Origin of the sequence: Micromonospora jinlongensis (genome assembly GCF_013410645.1) — a bacterium.
Lineage (GTDB): Bacteria > Actinomycetota > Actinomycetes > Mycobacteriales > Micromonosporaceae > Micromonospora > Micromonospora zamorensis.
Window position 1 is genome coordinate 1896333 of sequence record NZ_JACCHK010000001.1, and the last position, 17013, is coordinate 1913345.

A 17013-nucleotide genomic window follows, 5' to 3' on the forward strand; every position below is an offset into this window, starting at 1 on the left:
GCACGGAGAACGGCACCACCGATGACGCTCGGCATGACTAGTGTTCCGGGTATGGCACAACGACTCGTCAGCGTGTGGCAACCGTTCTTCCTCGCCAGCGAAAGTCGGGGCGCGGCCATCGATGCCGCGACCGAGCTGGAGGAGCTCGGCTATACACGGCTCTGGTTCTCGGGCGGTTTCGGGGAGAACGTCGCCCCCCGCTTCCGGGAGATCCTGGACGGGACCACGCGCATCGGGGTCGCGTCGGGGATCGTGAGCATCTGGCACTCGTCGCCCCCCGAGGCGGCGGCATTTGCCCAGGACGCGGAGCGGACTCATCCCGGCCGTTTCCTGCTCGGCCTCGGCGCCAGCCACGCCGTGCTGCTGGAGGGCAGCGGCACCGCCTACCGCAAGCCGTATTCGAAGATGGTGGATTACCTCGACGGTCTCGACGCTGCCGGGCTCCCACCCGAGCGGCGGATCCTGGCCGCACTCGGCCCACGGATGCTCGAACTGGCCCGCGACCGTTCAGCCGGGGCGCACCCGTACTTCGTCCCTGCCGAACACACCGCAGAGGCCCGCGCGGCAATCGGACCAGACCGGCTGCTCGCGCCCGAGGTCGCGGTGGTCCTCGACGCGGACCCCACCACCGCGCGCGCCACGGCCCGGCAATACACCAGCGGATACCTCGCACTGCCGAACTACACCAACAATCTGCGGCGATTCGGCTGGACCGACGAGGACTTCGCTGGCGGCGGCAGCGACCGCCTCGTCGACACCCTGGTCCCCTGGGGCACGGCCGAGCAGGTCGCGGCCGGGCTGGAAAAGCACTACCAGGCCGGTGCCGACGAGGTGGCGGTCCAGGTGCTCAACGGCGGTGACGCCACGGCCTTCCCCGCCGACGCGTTCCGCGCTCTCGCCGCGATCCTGATCTGACCGTCCAGCAGGCCCGCGTGTCCGGTGTGAGGTGATGGGGTGGTGACAGCAGAGGCAGCGGGAGCCTTCCGCCGGAGCGCGCTCGAGCGAGCAGATCAGCAGGTCGCCTGGGCTCGGGCGGACCAGGCCTTCTTCGCTGCCGGAGCGTGTCACATCCTCGCCTGGGCCTGTCGAGACGCATACCCGGCCCGGTCGATCGACGTGTCGGCAGTGCGTCTGGCAGGCGACCCGCAAATCTTTCACGCCTACGCCAGCTGGAATGGCTGGGCGTTCGACCATTCGGGCTGGAATCCGGAGACGCAACTGTTGGCCGTCAACGCCGACTTCGAGGGCCATCCGCTGGAGCGCGTCGGGATCACGGTCGATCTCGCTGAATTCTGTGCGGAGCACCACCACCGTATGCCGGACCAGTTCTGGCGCGACCCACTGCCCCGTGCTCGCCGGTATGTTGGCCGATTCACCCCGCCTTGGGCATAGATAGCTACCCTCCCGGGATGACGCGTTACCTTGTCGTGCCCGGTCGAGGAGTTCCATTCCCCGACCACTGGTCGCGCACCTGGGTCAGGGACCATCCGGAGTACCAGTGGGCGCCGGAACCTCCCGGGCCACCGTACGTCGCCGCCGAACGGGTCGCCGCGCTGCACGCTGCCATCAGCGCCGACAGGGAGCCGGCGATCCTCGTGGCGCACAGTGCGGGATGCCTGACCGTCGCCATCTGGGCCAGCCAACACGTCGGTCCCGTCCGGGCCGCTCTGCTGGTCACACCGCCGTACCTGGATCCGGACTGGACTCCCGACCCTCACGAGGCCGTCGATGTGTTCATCGGCCACGTGCCACGCGAGCCACTGCCCTTCCGCTCGATCCTGGTCGCCAGTCACAACGACCCATTCGCCACGTTCGAGCAATTCGAAGCGTACGCCCGAGACTGGGGCTCGGAGCTGTTCGACGCGGGCACGGTCGGGCACCTGGACTCCAAGACCGGGTTCGGCGCGTGGCCCGACGGCCAGCGCCTGGTCCAATCCCTGACCCAGCCCGCACAGCCATGACACCTCCCCCGCGGCGCGGGCGTCGCCCGTAGTTCCCATAACGCCACCGCGCCGAGGTTCTGGCAGGTGGCTGGTCTGGTCGAGCCGTCGGTCGGGGCGGTCCACTAGGGTCGGGCGATATGACGTCAGCCCCTGCCGCCACAGCCTTCGACTCGCTGCGCCTCGACGCCGTACCCGACCAGGAGACGCTGCGCCGGGTCTACGAACTCCCCAGCGACGCGGCCGTGCGAAAGCAGATGACCGAGCTCACCGAGCAGACCCGGAGGCTGATCGCCTGCTCGTCGCTGGTCCTGGTGGCCAGCGTGGACGCCGAGGGCAACTGCGACGTCACTCCGCGCGGCGGCCCCGCCGGGTTCGTCGCCGTCCTGGACGCACGCACGGTGGCGATACCGGACGCGACCGGCAACAAGCGTCTGGACACCCTGCAGAACGTCATCGCCACCGGGCGGGCCGGGCTCATGTTCGTCATCCCCGGGCGCACCACGACGCTCAGGGTGAACGGCCGGGCCTGCGTCTCCACCCGGCCCGAGCTGCTGTCGCAGCTGACCGCCGTGGGCAAGCCACCGGCCAGCGCGCTGGTGCTCGGGATCGAGGAGGTCTACCCGCACTGCCCCAAGGCGCTGCTGCGCAGTGGGGCCTGGAAGCCGGAGCAGTGGCTGCCGGCGGACGCCCAGCCGACCTCGGCCGAGGTGACGCTGGCCCAACTGCGGATGCCGGAGCTGACCATCGCCGACATCGAACAGGCGGAGGCGGACTCGCTGAAGTACCGGTACGAGTGACTGGACTCGCGTCTCAGGCCGTGATGCCCGTGTTCGGGGGCAGCGGTCACAGGCCCTGACCGATCTCCACCAGATAGCCGTCGGGGTCACGCAGATAGCATCGAATTTCCGTGCCGTGGTCCTTTGGCTCGGTGAGGAACTCCGCACCGCGCGACTTCCACTCCGTGTAGAGGGCCCGGATATCGGTCACGCGCACGTTCATCGCGCAGCTCAGCGTATTGGAGTCGACCGGCGCCTTGGCCTGCACTGTGGGTTTGTCGTCGGTCGGGCCACCTTCGACGTTGATGATGATGTAACTGTTGTGAAAGCGCATGATCAACGGCGCACTTTCGTGTACGCAGGTCGCACCGAAAACCCGTTCGTAGTACTCCCGCGACCGGTCGATATCGCGGACGATCAACAGGGTGGCAAGAAAGATCCCGCCCTCAGGCTTGAAATAGTCAGGTGCGGTATCGCTCATGCTTACCTCCCACAAGCAGGTTCCGCTTGCTACCCGAACCCGGGGGCCGGAAACATGCCGAGGGCTGGGCGGTCCCGGCCCGGGGCAGCACCACGCTCACGTCGCCCGAGGGCTTGGCGTCATCGGTCAGCGGCGCACCCGGTAGCGCAGGTGAAGCACCCGGTTGCCCTGAATCACCACCTCAGGGTCCTCCAACAGGTGCTGTGCGTCGACGGACCCGAAGTAGCGCTTGCCCGACCCGAACACGACGGGTACGACGTCCATGCGCACCTCGTCGACCAGGCCCGCGGCAAGCACCTGGCCACCGACGTCGCCAGCGGCGACCTCGACGATGCGGTCACCCGCAAGCTCCTGCGCCTTGGCCACGGCTGCCTCGACGCCGTCGACGAAATGGAACGGCGCCTCGGGGTCCCAGCCCTCGGGCTGCGGCCGGTGAGTCACGACGACCACGTGGTCGATCCCGCTCGGAGGCTTCCCGTCCCAGCCGTCCGTCATGTCGAAGACGTGGCGGCCGGCGATTGTCGCCCCGATCTGGTCCCAGTAGGACCGGGTGTAGTCGTAGGACGTCTGCGACACCTTCAACGCGCCGCTCTCGTCCAACGGCACGTCACCGCTGAGCAACCAGTCGAACAGCGGCCCGGGCTGGTCGTTGTCGTCCGCGATGTAGCCGTCCACCGACACCGAGCTGTACATGACCACTTTGCCCATGGGCGCTCCTCTGATAGGGGATGCCCTCAGGTTAGAGTCTCGTGAGCTGCCGCTCTTGTAAGAAATCAATCGGCCGGTAGCGGCCAGCCGTCCAGCACGTGGCCGGGATGTTCGCGCAGGAACCGGCGCCGGACTTCGACGTACCGTGTCGGTGTGAGCCCGGTGAACGCGCGGAACTCGTGGCCGAAGTGGGCCTGGTCGAAGTAGCCTGCGCCACTGGCGAGGTCGGCCCAGTCGATCGGTTCGGCGGGGTTGATCGAGAACACGGTGGCGGCGAAGCGGTAGGTGCGGGCCAGCCGCTTCGGCGTGACGCCGATGAGCTCCTTGAACCGCTGTGCCAGGTGAGTGCTGCTGACACCGGCTGAAACCCTCAGGTCGCCGATCGTGACCGCCCCGCTGGTCGCCGCGATCACGCTGCTCGTATGGCGGACCAGCCCCAGGCCGGTCGCGTCGCCCAGCCGTCGCATCAGCTCCTCCTCGAGCAGCGTCAGCATCTCGTGAGGTCGGTCCGCCGTGTTCAGCCGGTCTCGCAGCTCAGCAATGGCGGGCCGACCCCACACCTGCTCCACCGTCACCGGCCGGTCACACAGCTCGGCCGCGGGCATCGGCAGGAACGGTGCCGGCCCCCAGGGCTTGAAGTGCACGCCGACGGACCGGGTCTCCGGCGGATAGCTGAACTCGAAGGCGCGGGTGGGCGTGGTGACCACGCAGCCGTCGGCGTACTCGGCCGTCTCGATGTCGGTGCCGGCACGAATGCGGAATGGTGCCCCGAGGTTGACGATGAGGAACGCCGCCGGACTTGCCGGCAGCGTCAGCCGGGCGTACGGCGGCGCACCCTCCAGGTAGTAGAGGTCGTCGATCAGACCGTCCAGCGGCGGTCGCGGCACTCTGGACACGTACTCCACGTCCACAGCATCGCCGAGGCGCCAACGGCCGCAACCTTTGACTGGCCGGTCAGCCCGGTCTACGAGTCGTCTCGGCCCTGCCAGGTCGTCACACAAGCCTCGTTACCCTCGATATCGGCGAGAACCCAGAAGGCGGGAGCATCGGACGCGGATACAAGTCGGCCACCGGCCGTCAGCGCGGCTTCGATCCGCCGTGGTGCCTCGTCGTGCGGGACACAGATGTCGAAGTGGATGCGATTGCGGTCCGGGCGTGGCTGATCCATCTGCTGAAACCAGATCGCCGGACCCTGCCCGACCGGGTCGACGATCGGATCCTTGGGACCGGCGGCTCCCGCCTCGTCCGTGTAGCCCAGCACGGCCTTCCAGAACGGCCGGACCGCTGCGATGTCGAGCGCGTCGATAGCGATCTCCACGAGCTGAACCGACCGCGGCGCTTCCGTACCAATCTCAGGCTCCGTCCGTAGCCCGACGTTCCGCATGGCGGCGGAAATCCGATGTGCAAGGTCAATATCGCAAGCGGTGAGCGCCGCCCGATCCAACGACTGCAGGGTCAGGACGACCCGGTCTGGTCGGATATCAGCGCGTAGGTGCCCATCGGCGTTGCTACCGCACGCCGCCACCACGCGCGCCGCCACCTCGGCTGCCTGGACCGATGAGCCGACGGGGACCGGCGTGCGCAACGCGCCTAGCAAATAGCGCCATCCCTGGTCGCTGATCGCGTCCGAGGCCGCCCGCCGACTCAGTGTCTTTTCCATTCAGGCATCCTCACAGATCGTCAGGCGGCCGCCCGCGACCACTGCTGGTTGGCGCCGGTGTTGCACGGATACTGCTTGAGGACCACGCCGTCCGCGGTCGACAGAGCCGGTACGTCCACGCATTTGCCGCTGTGGCGTGCGCGGAGCTGGAAGTAGCTACCGCTGGCGACCATCTGGAACTGCTGGTTGGTGCCGGTGCCACAGGTGTACTGGACGAGTTCGGCACCGTCGGCGGTGGAAGCGCTCACCACGTCGAGGCACTTTCCGCTGTTCCGGCTGATGATGCGCCAGTAGCCGCTGCCGGCGTCCTGGAACTGCCACTGCTGCCACGCATTGCCGCCGTAGGTGTACTGGCCGACGCGCGCACCGTTGTCGGTGTTCGGCGACTGGACGCCCATGGCTTTGCCGCTGTGCCGCACTGTGATCCGGTAGAACGTGCCCGTCGCCGGCGGAGGCGTCGTGGGGCCTCCCTCGACGGTGTCGCCCCACGCGTACCGGATCTGGTCAGCTCCGGAGGTGTTGCGGACCGTCAGGTTGAGGTCGGTGCCGCTGCCGCTGAGGGAGAACATCGAGTACCAGTCGTAACCGATGCTGCCCGGTTTGCCGCCGAGGGCGGGCCAGTAGGTGCCGCCCATCTGGTTGTCGCGCATGACCTGGGCCATGGCGCGGATGTGTCGCACGAAGTTGTCGGTGCTGCTGGCGTCGGCGTAGTTGCGGCCGTCGTTCATGGGCGCGCCGAACTCGGTCGCGACCGCCCGTGAGGCGCAGTTGCCGAGACGGGTCTGCATGTGGCTTCGGAAGGCGTCGTAGGTCATCGCGCCGTAGAAGAAGGCGTAGTGGTGGAAGGACAGCAGCGTCGCGTTGAAGCGGCTGTCGTTGCAGATGTCCCGCAGGTCCTGGCTGAAGCCGGTGCCGCCGATGAGCACCCGACCGGGCACGGCCGAGTAGTGGTAGCTGAGCCAGTTGGCCGCAACCGTGCGCCACTCCGCCGAGCTGTAACCGTGCGGCTCGTTCATCGGCTCGAAGTAGACGTTGGTGTTCGAGCCGTACGTGTTGGTCACCGTGGACCACATCGCGTTCCAGGCGGCGAGGTTGGTGATCCTGCCGCCGGAGGCGGCGCCGTCCTCCCAGTAGGCCAGGATGACCTTGAATCCGCGGGCGGTGGCGGCGTCGATGGCGCCGCGATAGGCCTCCCACCACGCCGTACCCACGGTGTGGGTGTTGATGGGCAGCCGCACGGTGTTGACTCCCATGGTGGAGGCCATGTCGTCGTAGAGGGCATTGGCCTTGGCCCGCACGGTCGCGTTGCTGTCGGACGAGCTCAGGCCCTGCACGACGAGCGGGCCGGTGCTGAAGTTGTCACCCAGCACTGCCCAGTTCATGCCGCGGAACTGGTTGGTGGCGGCAGTGGCCGGCGACGACGTGACGACGACGACGCCGACCATCGCGGTCATCGCGGCCACCAGGGCGATCAGTAGCCGGCGCATCGACCGGAGGCTCCGCGATACGTGATCCAGGGGCACGCTGGTACGTGTCATGACCTGTCCAATCGGTGTGGCCCGCAGTCGGGGTTCAGCTCGTCACGCGGAAGGTGGCGTCGGCGCGGCTCTGCGCATCGGCGACCGGGTCGAGCCGGAGCAGGTAGGCGTAGTGCCGGATGTAGCGGTCCGGATGGCTGTAGGACTGGAACGACGTCCACGAGGAGTTGGCGAGGCCCGCGACCTGCCGGAAGGTGGAGTCGGCGGCGAAGGTGGCGGTGCCGTCGTTGGCTTCCAGCCGGAAGTCGAACCCGTAGTGGCGCAGGTAGTGGCCCGGGAAGTTGACCGACTGGATGGAGACCGTGCCGGAGCCGACCAGACCGGGCACCAGCCGCCACTGGCCGTCCTGGGCGGGGCTGACGTTGGGGTCGATGCGGACGTCGTAGTCGGCGTGCCGCACGAACCGGTCCTGGACGTTGTACGACTGGACCCGGCTGATCGCGGTGGCGGGCCAGCGGGCGAGCACGCGGCTCTGCTCCGCGGCGGTCAGGTTGAGGACCGAACCGTGCCGCTTCTTGGTGCCACCCATGGCGTACGAGCCGGACGCCGGCAGCCGGAAGGCGCCCGGGCTCGACGGGTTGGTGGTCAGGACGGGCAGGTAGCCGCGCCCGCTGGCGTACTGGTCAAGGTAGAGAACCCACTCGTTGCGGGAGTTGACCTTCATCCACATCGGGCCCTCGACCTGCGCCCCGGTCAGCCCGATGCCGGACAGGTTCCCGAGGGTCGTCCAGGTGCCGAGCAGGGAGTTGCTGCCCTCGATGGTGATCTGGTCGTCCCGGGAGGCCCGGACGTAGCGGTAGGCGCCGACGCCGGTCGGCACCTCGACGATCTGGGTGTCGATGATCTCCTGGCTGCCGGGCCGGCTGAGGTAGACCTGCGGCGTGGTGATGCTGCGGAAGTCCGCAGTACGCGAGTAGTAGACGCGGTGCTTGGCCGCCCCGTTGAGCGGTACGTTCGTCGCCCAGTAGAGGACGTAGTCGCCGGTGGCCGGGTTCCAGATCGCCTCCGGCGCCCAGGCGTTCCGTCCGTCCGGGATCGGGCCGGCGACGTTCAGCAGCCACGGCGCCGACCAGTTGACCAGGTCGGTGGACTCCCACACCACCAGGTTGCGGCTGCCGTTGTTGATCGCGGTCGACCAGTCCTGCCCGCAGCCGATGCACAGGTCCGTGGCGATGATCCAGTAGCGGTCACCGGCGGGCGAGCGGACCAGGGCGGGGTCGCGCACGCCACGGGTGCCGACGGTGGAACGCAGCACGAGCCCGCCGTTGTTGAGGTCGGTCCAGCGTAGGCCGTCGGTGCTGTGGGCGAGGTAGATCTGTTGGTTGGTCGACGACTCGCCGGTGAAGTGCGCCATCAGGTAGCCGACGGTCGGATCCAGCGCTGCTGCCTCCTTCGGCGTCGCCGCCGACCAGGTGGTGAACAGCAGGCACGCGGCGACCGCCACCGCGCAGAGCCGGGCGAGGACTCTCGACATGGGTCTCTCTCCTTTGCGGCGTCGGCCCATTTCGGGGCCACTGCACCAGGTGACGACGCGGGACGTGTGGGCGTACCGGCGGCCGAGGCCGTTGCTGCTCGCCGTGGGACCACGATCACGATCCCCCCGGGAGACGGCGCGCCTGTTAGCGCTAACAGCTACGACGTGGCCGAGGCTCTGGGTTTCGCGGTCTTCTGCCGGCCCATTGACCTTGCGGAACGGGCGAATCTGGCGCTTCCGGTTGACGTCAGGGGGTGTGTCCACCTCGTTAACGTCGCGTTGCAGACCAGTGTTAGCGATCGCATTCGGAGTGTCAAGGCATCGAGTATCTTCGTTCGATTGAGGTCCCACGCCACGGTCAGCGGCGCGACGAACCTGGAAAGGCCGCAGGCGTCCAGCTTGAACCGCACGGCTCAGGCATCGCGGCAGACGACAACGGGATCGTCGTCATCTCCCCTCATCAGAACAACTTCGAGATGCCGTTCCGTCTGGAGGTGTGGGACGACCCGCCGCCTGATGATCGCCAGGACTGGGAGGAGGCCTTCGAGGCCAGCCTCCTGGTGGTCGACGACACGCTCGGGTATTTCAGCCCCACGGAAACGATCGATACCTTCGAGGTGCCGAGCGGCCGGTACGCCGCACGAATATCGGGTCGGGGGTTCGTCAACCGGGGCTGGCCCGGCTCGACCACCCGCGGGGACAGGTGGCGGGTGCAGCTCTGGTCGTCTGCCGGCGATATCTCCGCGCGCCGGATCAAGCAATGGCGCCAACGTGCCGTCTGAGCACTTCGTACGAACCTGGACATGCCTGACCCGCGGCGCTAGGTTGAAACGTCATTGATAGGCATCTTTATTAGGCACAGGTACGGGGGCCCGCATGTCCACGTCTGTCACTCGCCGCACGGTCCTGGCCGGTGGTGCCGGTGCCGCCATCGGCCTCGCGCTGCCCGGCCCCGCCGCCCACGCCGGTGGCCACCACCCCACCAGCGTGAGATTCACCCTCGACGCGAGGACCCTTGACGGCGGTGAGCAGGTCACCTCGGTCACCCTCGAGACCGGTCGGCTCGGGCCGATCGACCCCGCCGGGCTCACCACCGGCACGTTCACCGTGCATGCCAAGGCCACCAGCCCGATCCCGATCGCTCCCGGTGACCTGATCTTCAGCGAGTACGACCTGGACCGCACGGTGACCGCGGCCCACCTCGACCGGCACGGAAACATCGTGCTGGAGCTGAGCCACGCCGAAGGTCAACCCGGCGGTGGCACCCTCGGCTACATCGTGAGCAGGGGCCGCAACGTCCGGCTGGACCTCGTCTACACCATCAGGCAGAACACCCCACTCGTCCGGCGCCACGGCTCGCCGGTCACCATCACGCGCTTCGTGCAGGGGCGGCTGTCGAACCCCGAGGCGGACGCGTTCAGCCACCACGTCTCCGACTCGGGCCTGAAATACCGGTTGTACTCCCCGGAGCGTTCGCCCCGCCACGGTCGGCGGCCGTTGATCCTCTGGCTGCACGGCGGTGGCGAGGGTGCCTCACTGCCCGACGACTACTACGACAACGAGACCACGCTGCGCGCCAATCGCGGCGCGCTGGGCTTCACCACCCCGGAGGCTCAACGGATCTTTGCCGGCGCGTACGTCGTCGCTCCGCAGAGCACCTCCTACTGGATGGAGGACGGCCCCCGGTTCGCCCCGCTGATCCGCGAGATCGTCCAGGACCTCGTCCGCCGCAAGCGCGTCGACCCCGACCGGATCTACGTTGCCGGTTGCAGCAACGGCGGCTACATGTCCCTGGAGATGACCGTTGCCTATCCCGACCTGTTCGCCGCGTCGGTGCCGATCTGCGGCGTCGTCGAGCCGCTCAGCGGGGAGGGCCCGCCGCTGATCACCGACGCGGAGCTGGCGAATATCCAGACCCCGACCTGGCTGGTCACTTCGCTCGACGACGACACGGTGCCACCCCAGACCAACACGATCCACGCACACGACCTCATCCCGGGGTCACTGATCACCCTGTACGACCACGTCGTCTGGAACGGCTACCAGTTCCCCGGTCACTGGTCCTGGATCTACGTGGCCCGCAACGACCCGAGCCGCAACGGCACCCACATCTGGCAGTGGATGGCCCGCCGTCGTCGGTGATCCGCCGTCCGGGGTCAAGCGGGCGGGCGCACCGTCGGCTGGAGCCAGCTTGTCCCATCCCTGTGCTCCAATCCCGTCATGCATGTCGTCGTCACAGGTGCACTCGTTGAGAACGGCGCGGTCCTGCTGGTACACCGCAGCCCGACCCGCCGGGCATACCCGGATCTCTGGGATGTGCCCGGGGGCCATGTCGACACGGGCGAGTCCGAACTACAAGCACTCGCGCGGGAGATGCACGAGGAGTTGGGTGTTCACATCGTGGCGGAGTCCGCCTCACGGTTGGGCGACTGGCATGCCGGCAGTGGCGAGGACGCCGTTCACGTGGGCGTCTGGAAAATTGGAGACTGGGTCGGCTCTCCCACCAACCGCGCACCCGAGGAGCATGACGACATCGCATGGGTCGGGATCAACGAGTTGGGCGGTCTTCCCCTGGTGTTCGGCGACCTGGCGGCGCTGCTTCGTCCTCTGCCTGAGCCTGACCGGCTGCCGGGTGGGCTCCTATAGTCCCTTGCGTGGACGCCAGGACCGAAGAGTTGAGAGCCGCGCATGACGTCCTCGCCGAGTTCTATGCCGAACGCCTTGCCGACGCTCTGGATCGCCTGCCGGCGGAGCGAGCCGTCCTCGACCTGTTCTGCGACCTGACGCTTGCCGTCGGTCTGGGGACCAGCGTCGGTGACATCGGTTGCGGGACGGGACGCCTTGAGCCCTATCTGGCGACCAGGGGCCTGACACCCTGGGGAGTCGACCTCTCACCCGAGATGATCCGCGTGGCTCGGCGTGACCATGCGACCTTCCGGTTCGATGTTGCCGACCTGCGTGAGCTGCCCTTCGAGGACGCATCGCTGGTAGGCGTGGTCTGCTGGTACTCCCTCATTTTCCTGGCCCCGGCCGATCGACCGGCGGCCTACGGCGAGCTGTGTCGCGTCGTCAAGCCGGGTGGGTATCTGGTGACCGCCTTCAAGGCCGGAGCGAGTCAGGTCCGACGCGCGGGCGGCAGCACCAACCTTGGCGTCGAGTTCGACCTCTACTGGCAGACCCCGCAGGAGATGGAACGAAGCGTCACGGACGCTGGCTTCACGACAGTGTTCTGGGGCGGCGTGCCCGCCGATGGGCCGGACAGCCCCGCCCAGGGGTATCTGCTCGCCCAGAAAGCCTGATGCCGATCCCCCGCCGTGACGCCGGACCCCTCAACTCGGCAGACCGCACCAGGCCTTGAAGGCAAGGCCCGAACGAACGCATCCCGTTGACAACATCACCCGCATCCCAATACGCTTAACACACTGGTTAAGTGAAGGAGCTCACCATGGCTGGGACCGATCAGCTCAGCGCGGTGTTCTCGGCGCTCGCCGACCCGACTCGACGGGCAATCGTCGCCGAGTTGGCCGAACGCGACGCCACGGTCACCGAACTCACCGCTCCTCTGTCCATCTCGATGCCGGCGGTGTCACGGCACCTGAAGGTGCTTGAACGCGCCGCGCTCATCTCGCGGTCACGGTCGGGCAAGTGGCGCGCGAGTCACCTCGAAGCTGCCCCGCTGCGCGAGGCAGCCGACTGGATCGAGCGCTACCGGCGGTTCTGGGACTCGTCCCTCACTCGCCTCGATGCCCACCTCGCCGCGGTGCAGGCCGCCGGACCGGCGACGGACCGGATGGCCGACGACCCCAGGGAGCCCGAATGACCACCGAAACTCCGCAGCTCGTCATCTCTCGCGTGTTCGACGCGCCGCGGGAGCTCGTCTACCGAGCCTTCACCGATCCCGACCATCTGGCGGCGTGGTGGGGCCCGACCGGCAACTCACTACCGCGCGACGAGATCGAGTTCGACGTACGCCCCGGCGGCTTTCAACGGTGGACGGAGGTCAGTGCAGCCCAACCCGAGCTTCGGGTGCACGTCCACGTCGACCTCACGGACGTCACCGACGGCGAACTGCTCCAAGGCATCATGCACGTCGGTGGCCGGCTGCAGGAGGGCCTCGAGCCGTTCGAGACGAGACTCCGGGTCGAGTTCCACGACGAGGCAGTCGGACGGACGCGACTCGAGATCCGCCAGTGGCTCCCCCAACGCCTGGCGCGCCCCAGCGAGGAGGGTTGGCGCCAGGCGTTCACCAAGCTGGACGCCACGCTGATGAATGCTCAGGCCGTTGCGACACATCATCGAGAGGTAGAGGCATGGCAAAACTGATCTACGTGACGAACGTGTCGCTTGACGGCTACATCGAGGACGAACGCGGCGCGATCGACTGGTTTCCACTCGGCGACGAGGTCTTCGCGTTCCACACCGACCTCCTGCGATCCGTGGGCACGTTTCTCTACGGGCGGCGCCTGTACGAGACGATGGCCGTCTGGGAGACCGACCCCGCTCTGGCGGCGCAATCCGACCTCACGGCCGACTTCGCGAACGCCTGGCAGGCGGCGAGCAAGGTCGTCTATTCCACGACCCTCGACGCGGCGTCAACTGCCGACACCCGACTCGAACGCCGTTTCGACCCCGCCGCAGTACGCGAACTGAAGGCCACGGCCAGCAGCGATCTCACCATTGGAGGTGCCGACCTCGCGGCGCAGGCTTTCAAGGCCGGGCTGGTCGACGAGTGCCAGCTGATGATCCTGCCCGTTGTCGTCGGCGGCGGCAAGCCAGGGCTGCCGACCGGCATGCGCACCGACCTTGAGCTCCTCGATGAGCGCCGATTCCCGAACGGCGTCGTGCACCTGCGCTACCGCACTCGAGGGCGGTGAACGACAGCCCTGCCCGGTTGGATGACGGCGGTGGCTCAGTGGCCACGGAACGCCTCCTCCAGCCACCATGAGCCTCGCGCCGCGCTGACCTTGGCGTCGACCACCAGTGGACGGGTGCGGGGACCAGCGAGCCAGTGGCGTACCGGTCCAAGATCGTCGACGGTCCGGACGGTCAACCCGTCGCAGCCGTATCCGCGGGCGATCGCGGCCAGGTCCGTTTCGGGGAAGGTGACCGTCTCCAACGGGTGCCCGTCCGGGCCGAAGTGGTGCACCTCGGCGCCGTACGCCGCGTCGTTGTAGATCACCACGACGAGGGGTGCCGCCAGCCGGACGGCGCTGACCAGTTCGGTCGCGGACATGACGAAGCCACCGTCGCCCACCGCCGCGACGGTGAGCCGGTCCGGCCGGGCGACCGCCGCGCCGAGCGCACTGGCCAGGCCGAGCCCGACCGACTGGAACGCCTGGGTGAAACAGAACCCGGCCACGTCCGGCACGTCGAGCCACATCGATGGATAGCCCATGAAGTTGCCCGAATCGACCACCACCGTCCGGTCGGGTGGCAGCAAATCGTCCAGGGCTGCCGACAGCGTCCTCGGGTCGATCGTCGCCGGGGTGCCGGCCCGCGCCGGCCCACCCTCGTCTGAGTACGGGACCGTCCGCCACCGGCCGTGCTCGCGAAGCCGTTGTGCCAGTTCCGGCGTACGCCAGCCGCGGTCCACGGGCCCCGTGGAGCCCAACCGGCCGAGTGCCGCCTCGGCGACCGCCGACACCTCGCCCGCCACCGTCAGGTCAACCGGGCGATTCACCCCGAACGCGGCGGGGTCGTGGTCCACCTGGACGACGACGGCGGAGGGCGGGATCAGTTCACCGTGCCGGGTGGTCCACATGTTCAGCGTGCTGCCCCACGCGACGACCAGGTCCGCCGCGCCGATCAGCTCGGCGGCGAGTGGGGTGGCGAAGCCGCCGGCCACGTCGATGTACCACGGGTTCCCGGCGAACAGGCCCTTCGCCGCGGCGGAGACCGCGAGCAGTGCCCCGCACGCGTCGGCGAGCCGGGTCAGCGGTTCCCGGGCCGCCCGGGCGCCCCGCCCCGCGATGAAGACCGGTCGACGTGCGGCCTGGAGCGCGGCCAGCAACGGTTCGACCTGCGGGACGGTGGCCGGGGTGGGCGCGACCGCAGGGACCGGGCCGGACCACGGTTCGGTCACGGTGAGCTGCACGTCCAACGGGAGGCCCAGCACCACCGTCGCACCCCGGGCGGCGGCCCGGTACGCCGCGCCCGCGTCCTCGGCCGCGTGTGTCGCGCGTACCCGATGGAAGTCGGCCCCGACCGCGGCGGCGAGCGCCGGCAGGTCGATGAAGAAGTTCGACCGCGGTGCGGTCGCCTCCGGGGCCAGGACCACCATCGGTGTACGGCTCTTCGCGGCCTCGGTGAGGCCGGTCAGCGCGTTGGTGACGCCCGGACCCTGGTGCACCGAGAGTAGGCCCACCGTCCCGGAGGTGCGGGCGTACCCGTCCGCCATGCTCGCCGCGCCGCCCTCGTGGGCCGCCGCCACGAACCGGGCGCCGGCCGCCACGAGCGCGTTCGTGACATGGAAGTTGCCGCTGCCGACCACCCCGAAGACGTACCGTGCGCCGTGTTCGTACAGAACCCGGCCGACCACCTCGGCGACCCGCATCTGTGGCCCGGTCCTACCGTTCGACCAGCGCGAGGACCCGGCACGGGCTGCCGGACCCGGAGACGATCGGCAGCGGTCCGGCGATCACCACCGCGCCGGTCGTCGGCAACTGCGCCAGATTGCGTAGCTGGGTCAGGCCGTACTTCTCCTGGCCGAGCAGGAACGAGTGGCACGGGAACGGCGGGTCGAACGAGTGCGCGGCGCCCGCGTCGGTGCCGACCGTCTCCACCCCGACGCCCTGGATCGGCGACTCCTCGGCCAGCCAGCGGGCGCACTCGACGGAGATGCCGGGGGTATGCCCGGCGTTGGCGTACCGCTCCGGGTCGTCGCCGTACGCGTCCCAACCAGTGCGGTAGAGCAGCCAGCCACCGGTGGGCAGAGCACCATGTTCCGCCTCCCACGCCTTGATGTGCTCGACCTCGAGCAGGAAGTCAGTGTTGTCGGCGGCGTCGGCCGCGTGGTCGATCACCACCGCCGGGGCGATCAACTGGTTCACCGGGACCTGCGAGACGTCCGCGCCCTGTTGACCGGAGACCCAGTGCACCGGCGCGTCGAAGTGGGTGCCGGTGTGCTCCCCGGTGGAGAAGTTGTTCCAGTACCAGGCCGGACCACGGTCGTCGTACCGGCTGATCTCGCTGAGCCGGAACGGCCAGGTCTGGCCGAACTGCTCGGGCAGACCCAGGATCGGGGTCTGGTCCGAGAGCGGGGCGGTGAGGTCGACAACCTGGATCCGGCCGCTGGAAAGAGCGGCGACAAACTCCTGCAGCACCGTCATGCGGCGACGGTACACCGCACTCACGATCCACGATGGATGCCCGGACCGGTCACGTGATCTGCTCGGCCAGCGCGACGATGATGCCTGCGGGGCCGCGGAGGTAACAGAGCCGGTAGCTGTTCTCGTACCGCACCACTTCGCCGACGAGTTCCGCTCCGTGTGGCCGCAGGCGGTCGAGGATGTCGTCCATGTCCTCGACGGCGAACATGACGCGATGCGCGCCCAGCGTGTTCGCCGGGGCGCGCGGGTCACCGTCTGGGCTCGGCGGCGTGTGGTACCGGGTCAGCTCGAGCCGTCCGTGGCCGTCCGGGGTGCGCATCACCACGATGTCTGAGCGGACTCCCTCGATCCCGACGAGGCGATCCACCGCGCTGCCCTCGACTGTCGCCTCGCCTTCGACCTCCAGGCCGAGTCCGACGAAGAACGCCCCGGCCGCCGCGAGGTCGTCGACGACGATGGCGATGTTGTCCATCCGCTGGATCGTCCCCCGCCCAGGTTGTGGGTCCCGCTGGTCGGCGTCTTCCATGAGCCACAGATTACAATTCCGCCATGGACGACCCCATCCGCGGCGTACGAATCAGACGCGGTGGCCCGGCCGACGCACCCGCAGTGCTGACCATGCTCGACTCCGCGGTGACCTGGATGAATGATCGCGGCAACACCGAGCAGTGGGGCACGACGCCGTTCTCGGAAAAACCCGGAGGGGCCGAGCTGGTCGATCGGTATCTGACCGAGAACCTTCCGTTCATCGCGGAAGTGGACAGAACGCCGGCCGCGGCATTGGTGTTGGACTCCGGGCCCGATCCGAAAGCACCGATCGTGCCTGCGGCAGAACCGGAGCGCTACGTCCGCCTCCTGGTTTCCGACCGACGATTCGCCGGCCGGAAACTGGGGTCGGCCCTGTTGGCACACGCCGTGAACGAGACCCGGCGAGCGGGCGTGCGGTTGCTACGGGTCGATTGCTGGGCGGGCGGCGGTGGCGAGTTGGTGGCGTTCTACGAGCGCCACGGGTTCACCTCCACCCACACCTTCCTGTCTGGGTCCTGGCCGGGCCAGGTGCTGGCCCAGCGGGTCGACTGAACCGCACTTCTTCGCCGGGGCCTGG

At 68.5% G+C, this 17013-nt stretch carries 21 protein-coding genes; 12 read left to right on the forward strand and 9 right to left on the reverse strand.

Annotated elements, in window-relative coordinates; all coding sequences use genetic code 11:
• Nucleotides 1–51 precede the first annotated feature (51 nt).
• The 4 genes from HNR22_RS08075 (at nt 52) to HNR22_RS08090 (ending at nt 2740) form a co-directional block, all read left to right on the forward strand.
• Nucleotides 52–915: an LLM class F420-dependent oxidoreductase gene (locus tag HNR22_RS08075; RefSeq protein WP_246380741.1), complete on the forward strand. Its 864-nt coding sequence runs from the start codon at nt 52–54 to the stop codon at nt 913–915.
• A 39-nt stretch (nt 916–954) separates the two neighbouring features.
• On the forward strand, nt 955–1392 hold the full coding sequence (locus HNR22_RS08080; protein WP_246380743.1) for a hypothetical protein: 438 nt from the start codon (nt 955–957) through the stop codon (nt 1390–1392).
• A 17-nt stretch (nt 1393–1409) separates the two neighbouring features.
• On the forward strand, nt 1410–1961 hold the full coding sequence (locus HNR22_RS08085) for an RBBP9/YdeN family alpha/beta hydrolase (RefSeq protein WP_179779822.1): 552 nt from the start codon (nt 1410–1412) through the stop codon (nt 1959–1961).
• A gap of 119 nt (nt 1962–2080) precedes the next feature.
• Nucleotides 2081–2740 carry an MSMEG_1061 family FMN-dependent PPOX-type flavoprotein gene (locus HNR22_RS08090; RefSeq protein WP_179779823.1) on the forward strand — a complete coding sequence of 220 codons (660 nt, stop codon included), beginning with the start codon at nt 2081–2083 and terminating at the stop codon, nt 2738–2740.
• Between the two features lie 46 nt (nt 2741–2786).
• Here HNR22_RS08090 and HNR22_RS08095 read toward each other — a convergent pair whose 3' ends face one another.
• The 6 genes from HNR22_RS08095 to HNR22_RS08120 all read right to left on the reverse strand — a co-directional run bounded on the left by HNR22_RS08095 (nt 2787) and on the right by HNR22_RS08120 (nt 8580).
• Entirely contained in the window at nt 2787–3200 is a 414-nt protein-coding gene (locus HNR22_RS08095) for a VOC family protein (protein ID WP_179779824.1), read from the reverse strand.
• Nucleotides 3201–3326: 126 nt separating this feature from the next.
• Entirely contained in the window at nt 3327–3908 is a 582-nt protein-coding gene (locus HNR22_RS08100) for a dihydrofolate reductase family protein (protein ID WP_179779825.1), read from the reverse strand.
• A gap of 65 nt (nt 3909–3973) precedes the next feature.
• On the reverse strand, nt 3974–4813 hold the full coding sequence (locus HNR22_RS08105; RefSeq protein WP_343059731.1) for a helix-turn-helix domain-containing protein: 840 nt from the start codon (nt 4811–4813) through the stop codon (nt 3974–3976).
• A gap of 59 nt (nt 4814–4872) precedes the next feature.
• Nucleotides 4873–5568: a VOC family protein gene (locus tag HNR22_RS08110; protein ID WP_179779826.1), complete on the reverse strand. Its 696-nt coding sequence runs from the start codon at nt 5566–5568 to the stop codon at nt 4873–4875.
• A gap of 20 nt (nt 5569–5588) precedes the next feature.
• Nucleotides 5589–7055: an RICIN domain-containing protein gene (locus HNR22_RS08115; RefSeq protein ID WP_246380745.1), complete on the reverse strand. Its 1467-nt coding sequence runs from the start codon at nt 7053–7055 to the stop codon at nt 5589–5591.
• An 85-nt stretch (nt 7056–7140) separates the two neighbouring features.
• A complete protein-coding gene (locus HNR22_RS08120; RefSeq protein WP_179779828.1) occupies nt 7141–8580 on the reverse strand; it encodes a glycoside hydrolase family 43 protein in 1440 nt (479 codons plus the stop codon).
• A gap of 476 nt (nt 8581–9056) precedes the next feature.
• Between HNR22_RS08120 and HNR22_RS08125 the strand changes: the two genes are divergently transcribed.
• From HNR22_RS08125 to HNR22_RS08155, 7 genes are all read left to right on the forward strand, one after another.
• Nucleotides 9057–9362 carry a hypothetical protein gene (locus tag HNR22_RS08125; RefSeq protein WP_179779829.1) on the forward strand — a complete coding sequence of 102 codons (306 nt, stop codon included), beginning with the start codon at nt 9057–9059 and terminating at the stop codon, nt 9360–9362.
• Between the two features lie 94 nt (nt 9363–9456).
• The gene (locus tag HNR22_RS08130) at nt 9457–10722 is read left to right on the forward strand and encodes a prolyl oligopeptidase family serine peptidase (RefSeq protein WP_179779830.1); all 1266 of its coding nucleotides are present in this window, start codon (nt 9457–9459) and stop codon (nt 10720–10722) included.
• A 78-nt stretch (nt 10723–10800) separates the two neighbouring features.
• Nucleotides 10801–11226: an NUDIX domain-containing protein gene (locus tag HNR22_RS08135; protein ID WP_179779831.1), complete on the forward strand. Its 426-nt coding sequence runs from the start codon at nt 10801–10803 to the stop codon at nt 11224–11226.
• A gap of 8 nt (nt 11227–11234) precedes the next feature.
• Nucleotides 11235–11879, forward strand: coding sequence for a methyltransferase domain-containing protein (locus HNR22_RS08140; protein ID WP_179779832.1), 645 nt, complete (start codon nt 11235–11237; stop codon nt 11877–11879).
• Between the two features lie 146 nt (nt 11880–12025).
• A complete protein-coding gene (locus HNR22_RS08145) occupies nt 12026–12400 on the forward strand; it encodes an ArsR/SmtB family transcription factor (RefSeq protein WP_179779833.1) in 375 nt (124 codons plus the stop codon).
• Complete coding sequence (locus tag HNR22_RS08150; protein ID WP_179779834.1) at nt 12397–12903, forward strand: SRPBCC family protein; 507 nt, start codon at nt 12397–12399, stop codon at nt 12901–12903. Before HNR22_RS08145 ends, HNR22_RS08150 begins: the two co-directional genes overlap by 4 nt.
• A complete protein-coding gene (locus HNR22_RS08155; protein ID WP_179779835.1) occupies nt 12891–13454 on the forward strand; it encodes a dihydrofolate reductase family protein in 564 nt (187 codons plus the stop codon). The genes HNR22_RS08150 and HNR22_RS08155 overlap by 13 nt, the downstream gene beginning before the upstream one ends.
• Before the next feature lie 35 nt (nt 13455–13489).
• Here the strand turns inward: HNR22_RS08155 and HNR22_RS08160 are convergent, their stop codons facing one another.
• Genes HNR22_RS08160 through HNR22_RS08170 form a run of 3 tightly spaced genes read right to left on the reverse strand, consistent with a single transcriptional unit; the run spans nt 13490 to nt 16434 of the window.
• The gene (locus HNR22_RS08160; protein WP_179779836.1) at nt 13490–15133 is read right to left on the reverse strand and encodes a thiamine pyrophosphate-binding protein; all 1644 of its coding nucleotides are present in this window, start codon (nt 15131–15133) and stop codon (nt 13490–13492) included.
• Nucleotides 15134–15146: 13 nt separating this feature from the next.
• Nucleotides 15147–15908, reverse strand: a complete 762-nt coding sequence (locus HNR22_RS08165) for a cyclase family protein (protein ID WP_179779837.1) — start codon at nt 15906–15908, stop codon at nt 15147–15149.
• A gap of 49 nt (nt 15909–15957) precedes the next feature.
• Complete coding sequence (locus tag HNR22_RS08170; protein WP_179779838.1) at nt 15958–16434, reverse strand: VOC family protein; 477 nt, start codon at nt 16432–16434, stop codon at nt 15958–15960.
• Between the two features lie 23 nt (nt 16435–16457).
• On the opposite strand from HNR22_RS08170, the gene HNR22_RS08175 reads away from it, so the two are divergent.
• The gene (locus HNR22_RS08175) at nt 16458–16988 is read left to right on the forward strand and encodes a GNAT family N-acetyltransferase (protein WP_179779839.1); all 531 of its coding nucleotides are present in this window, start codon (nt 16458–16460) and stop codon (nt 16986–16988) included.
• The last annotated feature ends 25 nt before the right edge of the window (nt 16989–17013 follow it).

Excerpts from the sequence above, each read along its gene's own strand:
- HNR22_RS08085 (WP_179779822.1), top strand. The coding sequence starts at position 1,410 with ATGACGCGTTACCTTGTCGTGCCCGGTCGAGGAGTTCCATTCCCCGAC.
- HNR22_RS08090 (WP_179779823.1), top strand. The coding sequence starts at position 2,081 with ATGACGTCAGCCCCTGCCGCCACAGCCTTCGACTCGCTGCGCCTCGAC.
- HNR22_RS08155 (WP_179779835.1), top strand. The coding sequence starts at position 12,891 with ATGGCAAAACTGATCTACGTGACGAACGTGTCGCTTGACGGCTACATC.
- HNR22_RS08075 (WP_246380741.1), top strand. The coding sequence starts at position 52 with ATGGCACAACGACTCGTCAGCGTGTGGCAACCGTTCTTCCTCGCCAGC.
- HNR22_RS08175 (WP_179779839.1), top strand. The coding sequence starts at position 16,458 with ATGGACGACCCCATCCGCGGCGTACGAATCAGACGCGGTGGCCCGGCC.
- HNR22_RS08165 (WP_179779837.1), bottom strand. The coding sequence starts at position 15,908 with ATGACGGTGCTGCAGGAGTTTGTCGCCGCTCTTTCCAGCGGCCGGATC.
- HNR22_RS08095 (WP_179779824.1), bottom strand. The coding sequence starts at position 3,200 with ATGAGCGATACCGCACCTGACTATTTCAAGCCTGAGGGCGGGATCTTT.
- HNR22_RS08145 (WP_179779833.1), top strand. The coding sequence starts at position 12,026 with ATGGCTGGGACCGATCAGCTCAGCGCGGTGTTCTCGGCGCTCGCCGAC.
- HNR22_RS08135 (WP_179779831.1), top strand. The coding sequence starts at position 10,801 with ATGCATGTCGTCGTCACAGGTGCACTCGTTGAGAACGGCGCGGTCCTG.
- HNR22_RS08170 (WP_179779838.1), bottom strand. The coding sequence starts at position 16,434 with ATGGAAGACGCCGACCAGCGGGACCCACAACCTGGGCGGGGGACGATC.
- HNR22_RS08100 (WP_179779825.1), bottom strand. The coding sequence starts at position 3,908 with ATGGGCAAAGTGGTCATGTACAGCTCGGTGTCGGTGGACGGCTACATC.
- HNR22_RS08130 (WP_179779830.1), top strand. The coding sequence starts at position 9,457 with ATGTCCACGTCTGTCACTCGCCGCACGGTCCTGGCCGGTGGTGCCGGT.
- HNR22_RS08160 (WP_179779836.1), bottom strand. The coding sequence starts at position 15,133 with ATGCGGGTCGCCGAGGTGGTCGGCCGGGTTCTGTACGAACACGGCGCA.
- HNR22_RS08125 (WP_179779829.1), top strand. The coding sequence starts at position 9,057 with ATGCCGTTCCGTCTGGAGGTGTGGGACGACCCGCCGCCTGATGATCGC.
- HNR22_RS08110 (WP_179779826.1), bottom strand. The coding sequence starts at position 5,568 with ATGGAAAAGACACTGAGTCGGCGGGCGGCCTCGGACGCGATCAGCGAC.
- HNR22_RS08150 (WP_179779834.1), top strand. The coding sequence starts at position 12,397 with ATGACCACCGAAACTCCGCAGCTCGTCATCTCTCGCGTGTTCGACGCG.
- HNR22_RS08120 (WP_179779828.1), bottom strand. The coding sequence starts at position 8,580 with ATGTCGAGAGTCCTCGCCCGGCTCTGCGCGGTGGCGGTCGCCGCGTGC.
- HNR22_RS08115 (WP_246380745.1), bottom strand. The coding sequence starts at position 7,055 with ATGCGCCGGCTACTGATCGCCCTGGTGGCCGCGATGACCGCGATGGTC.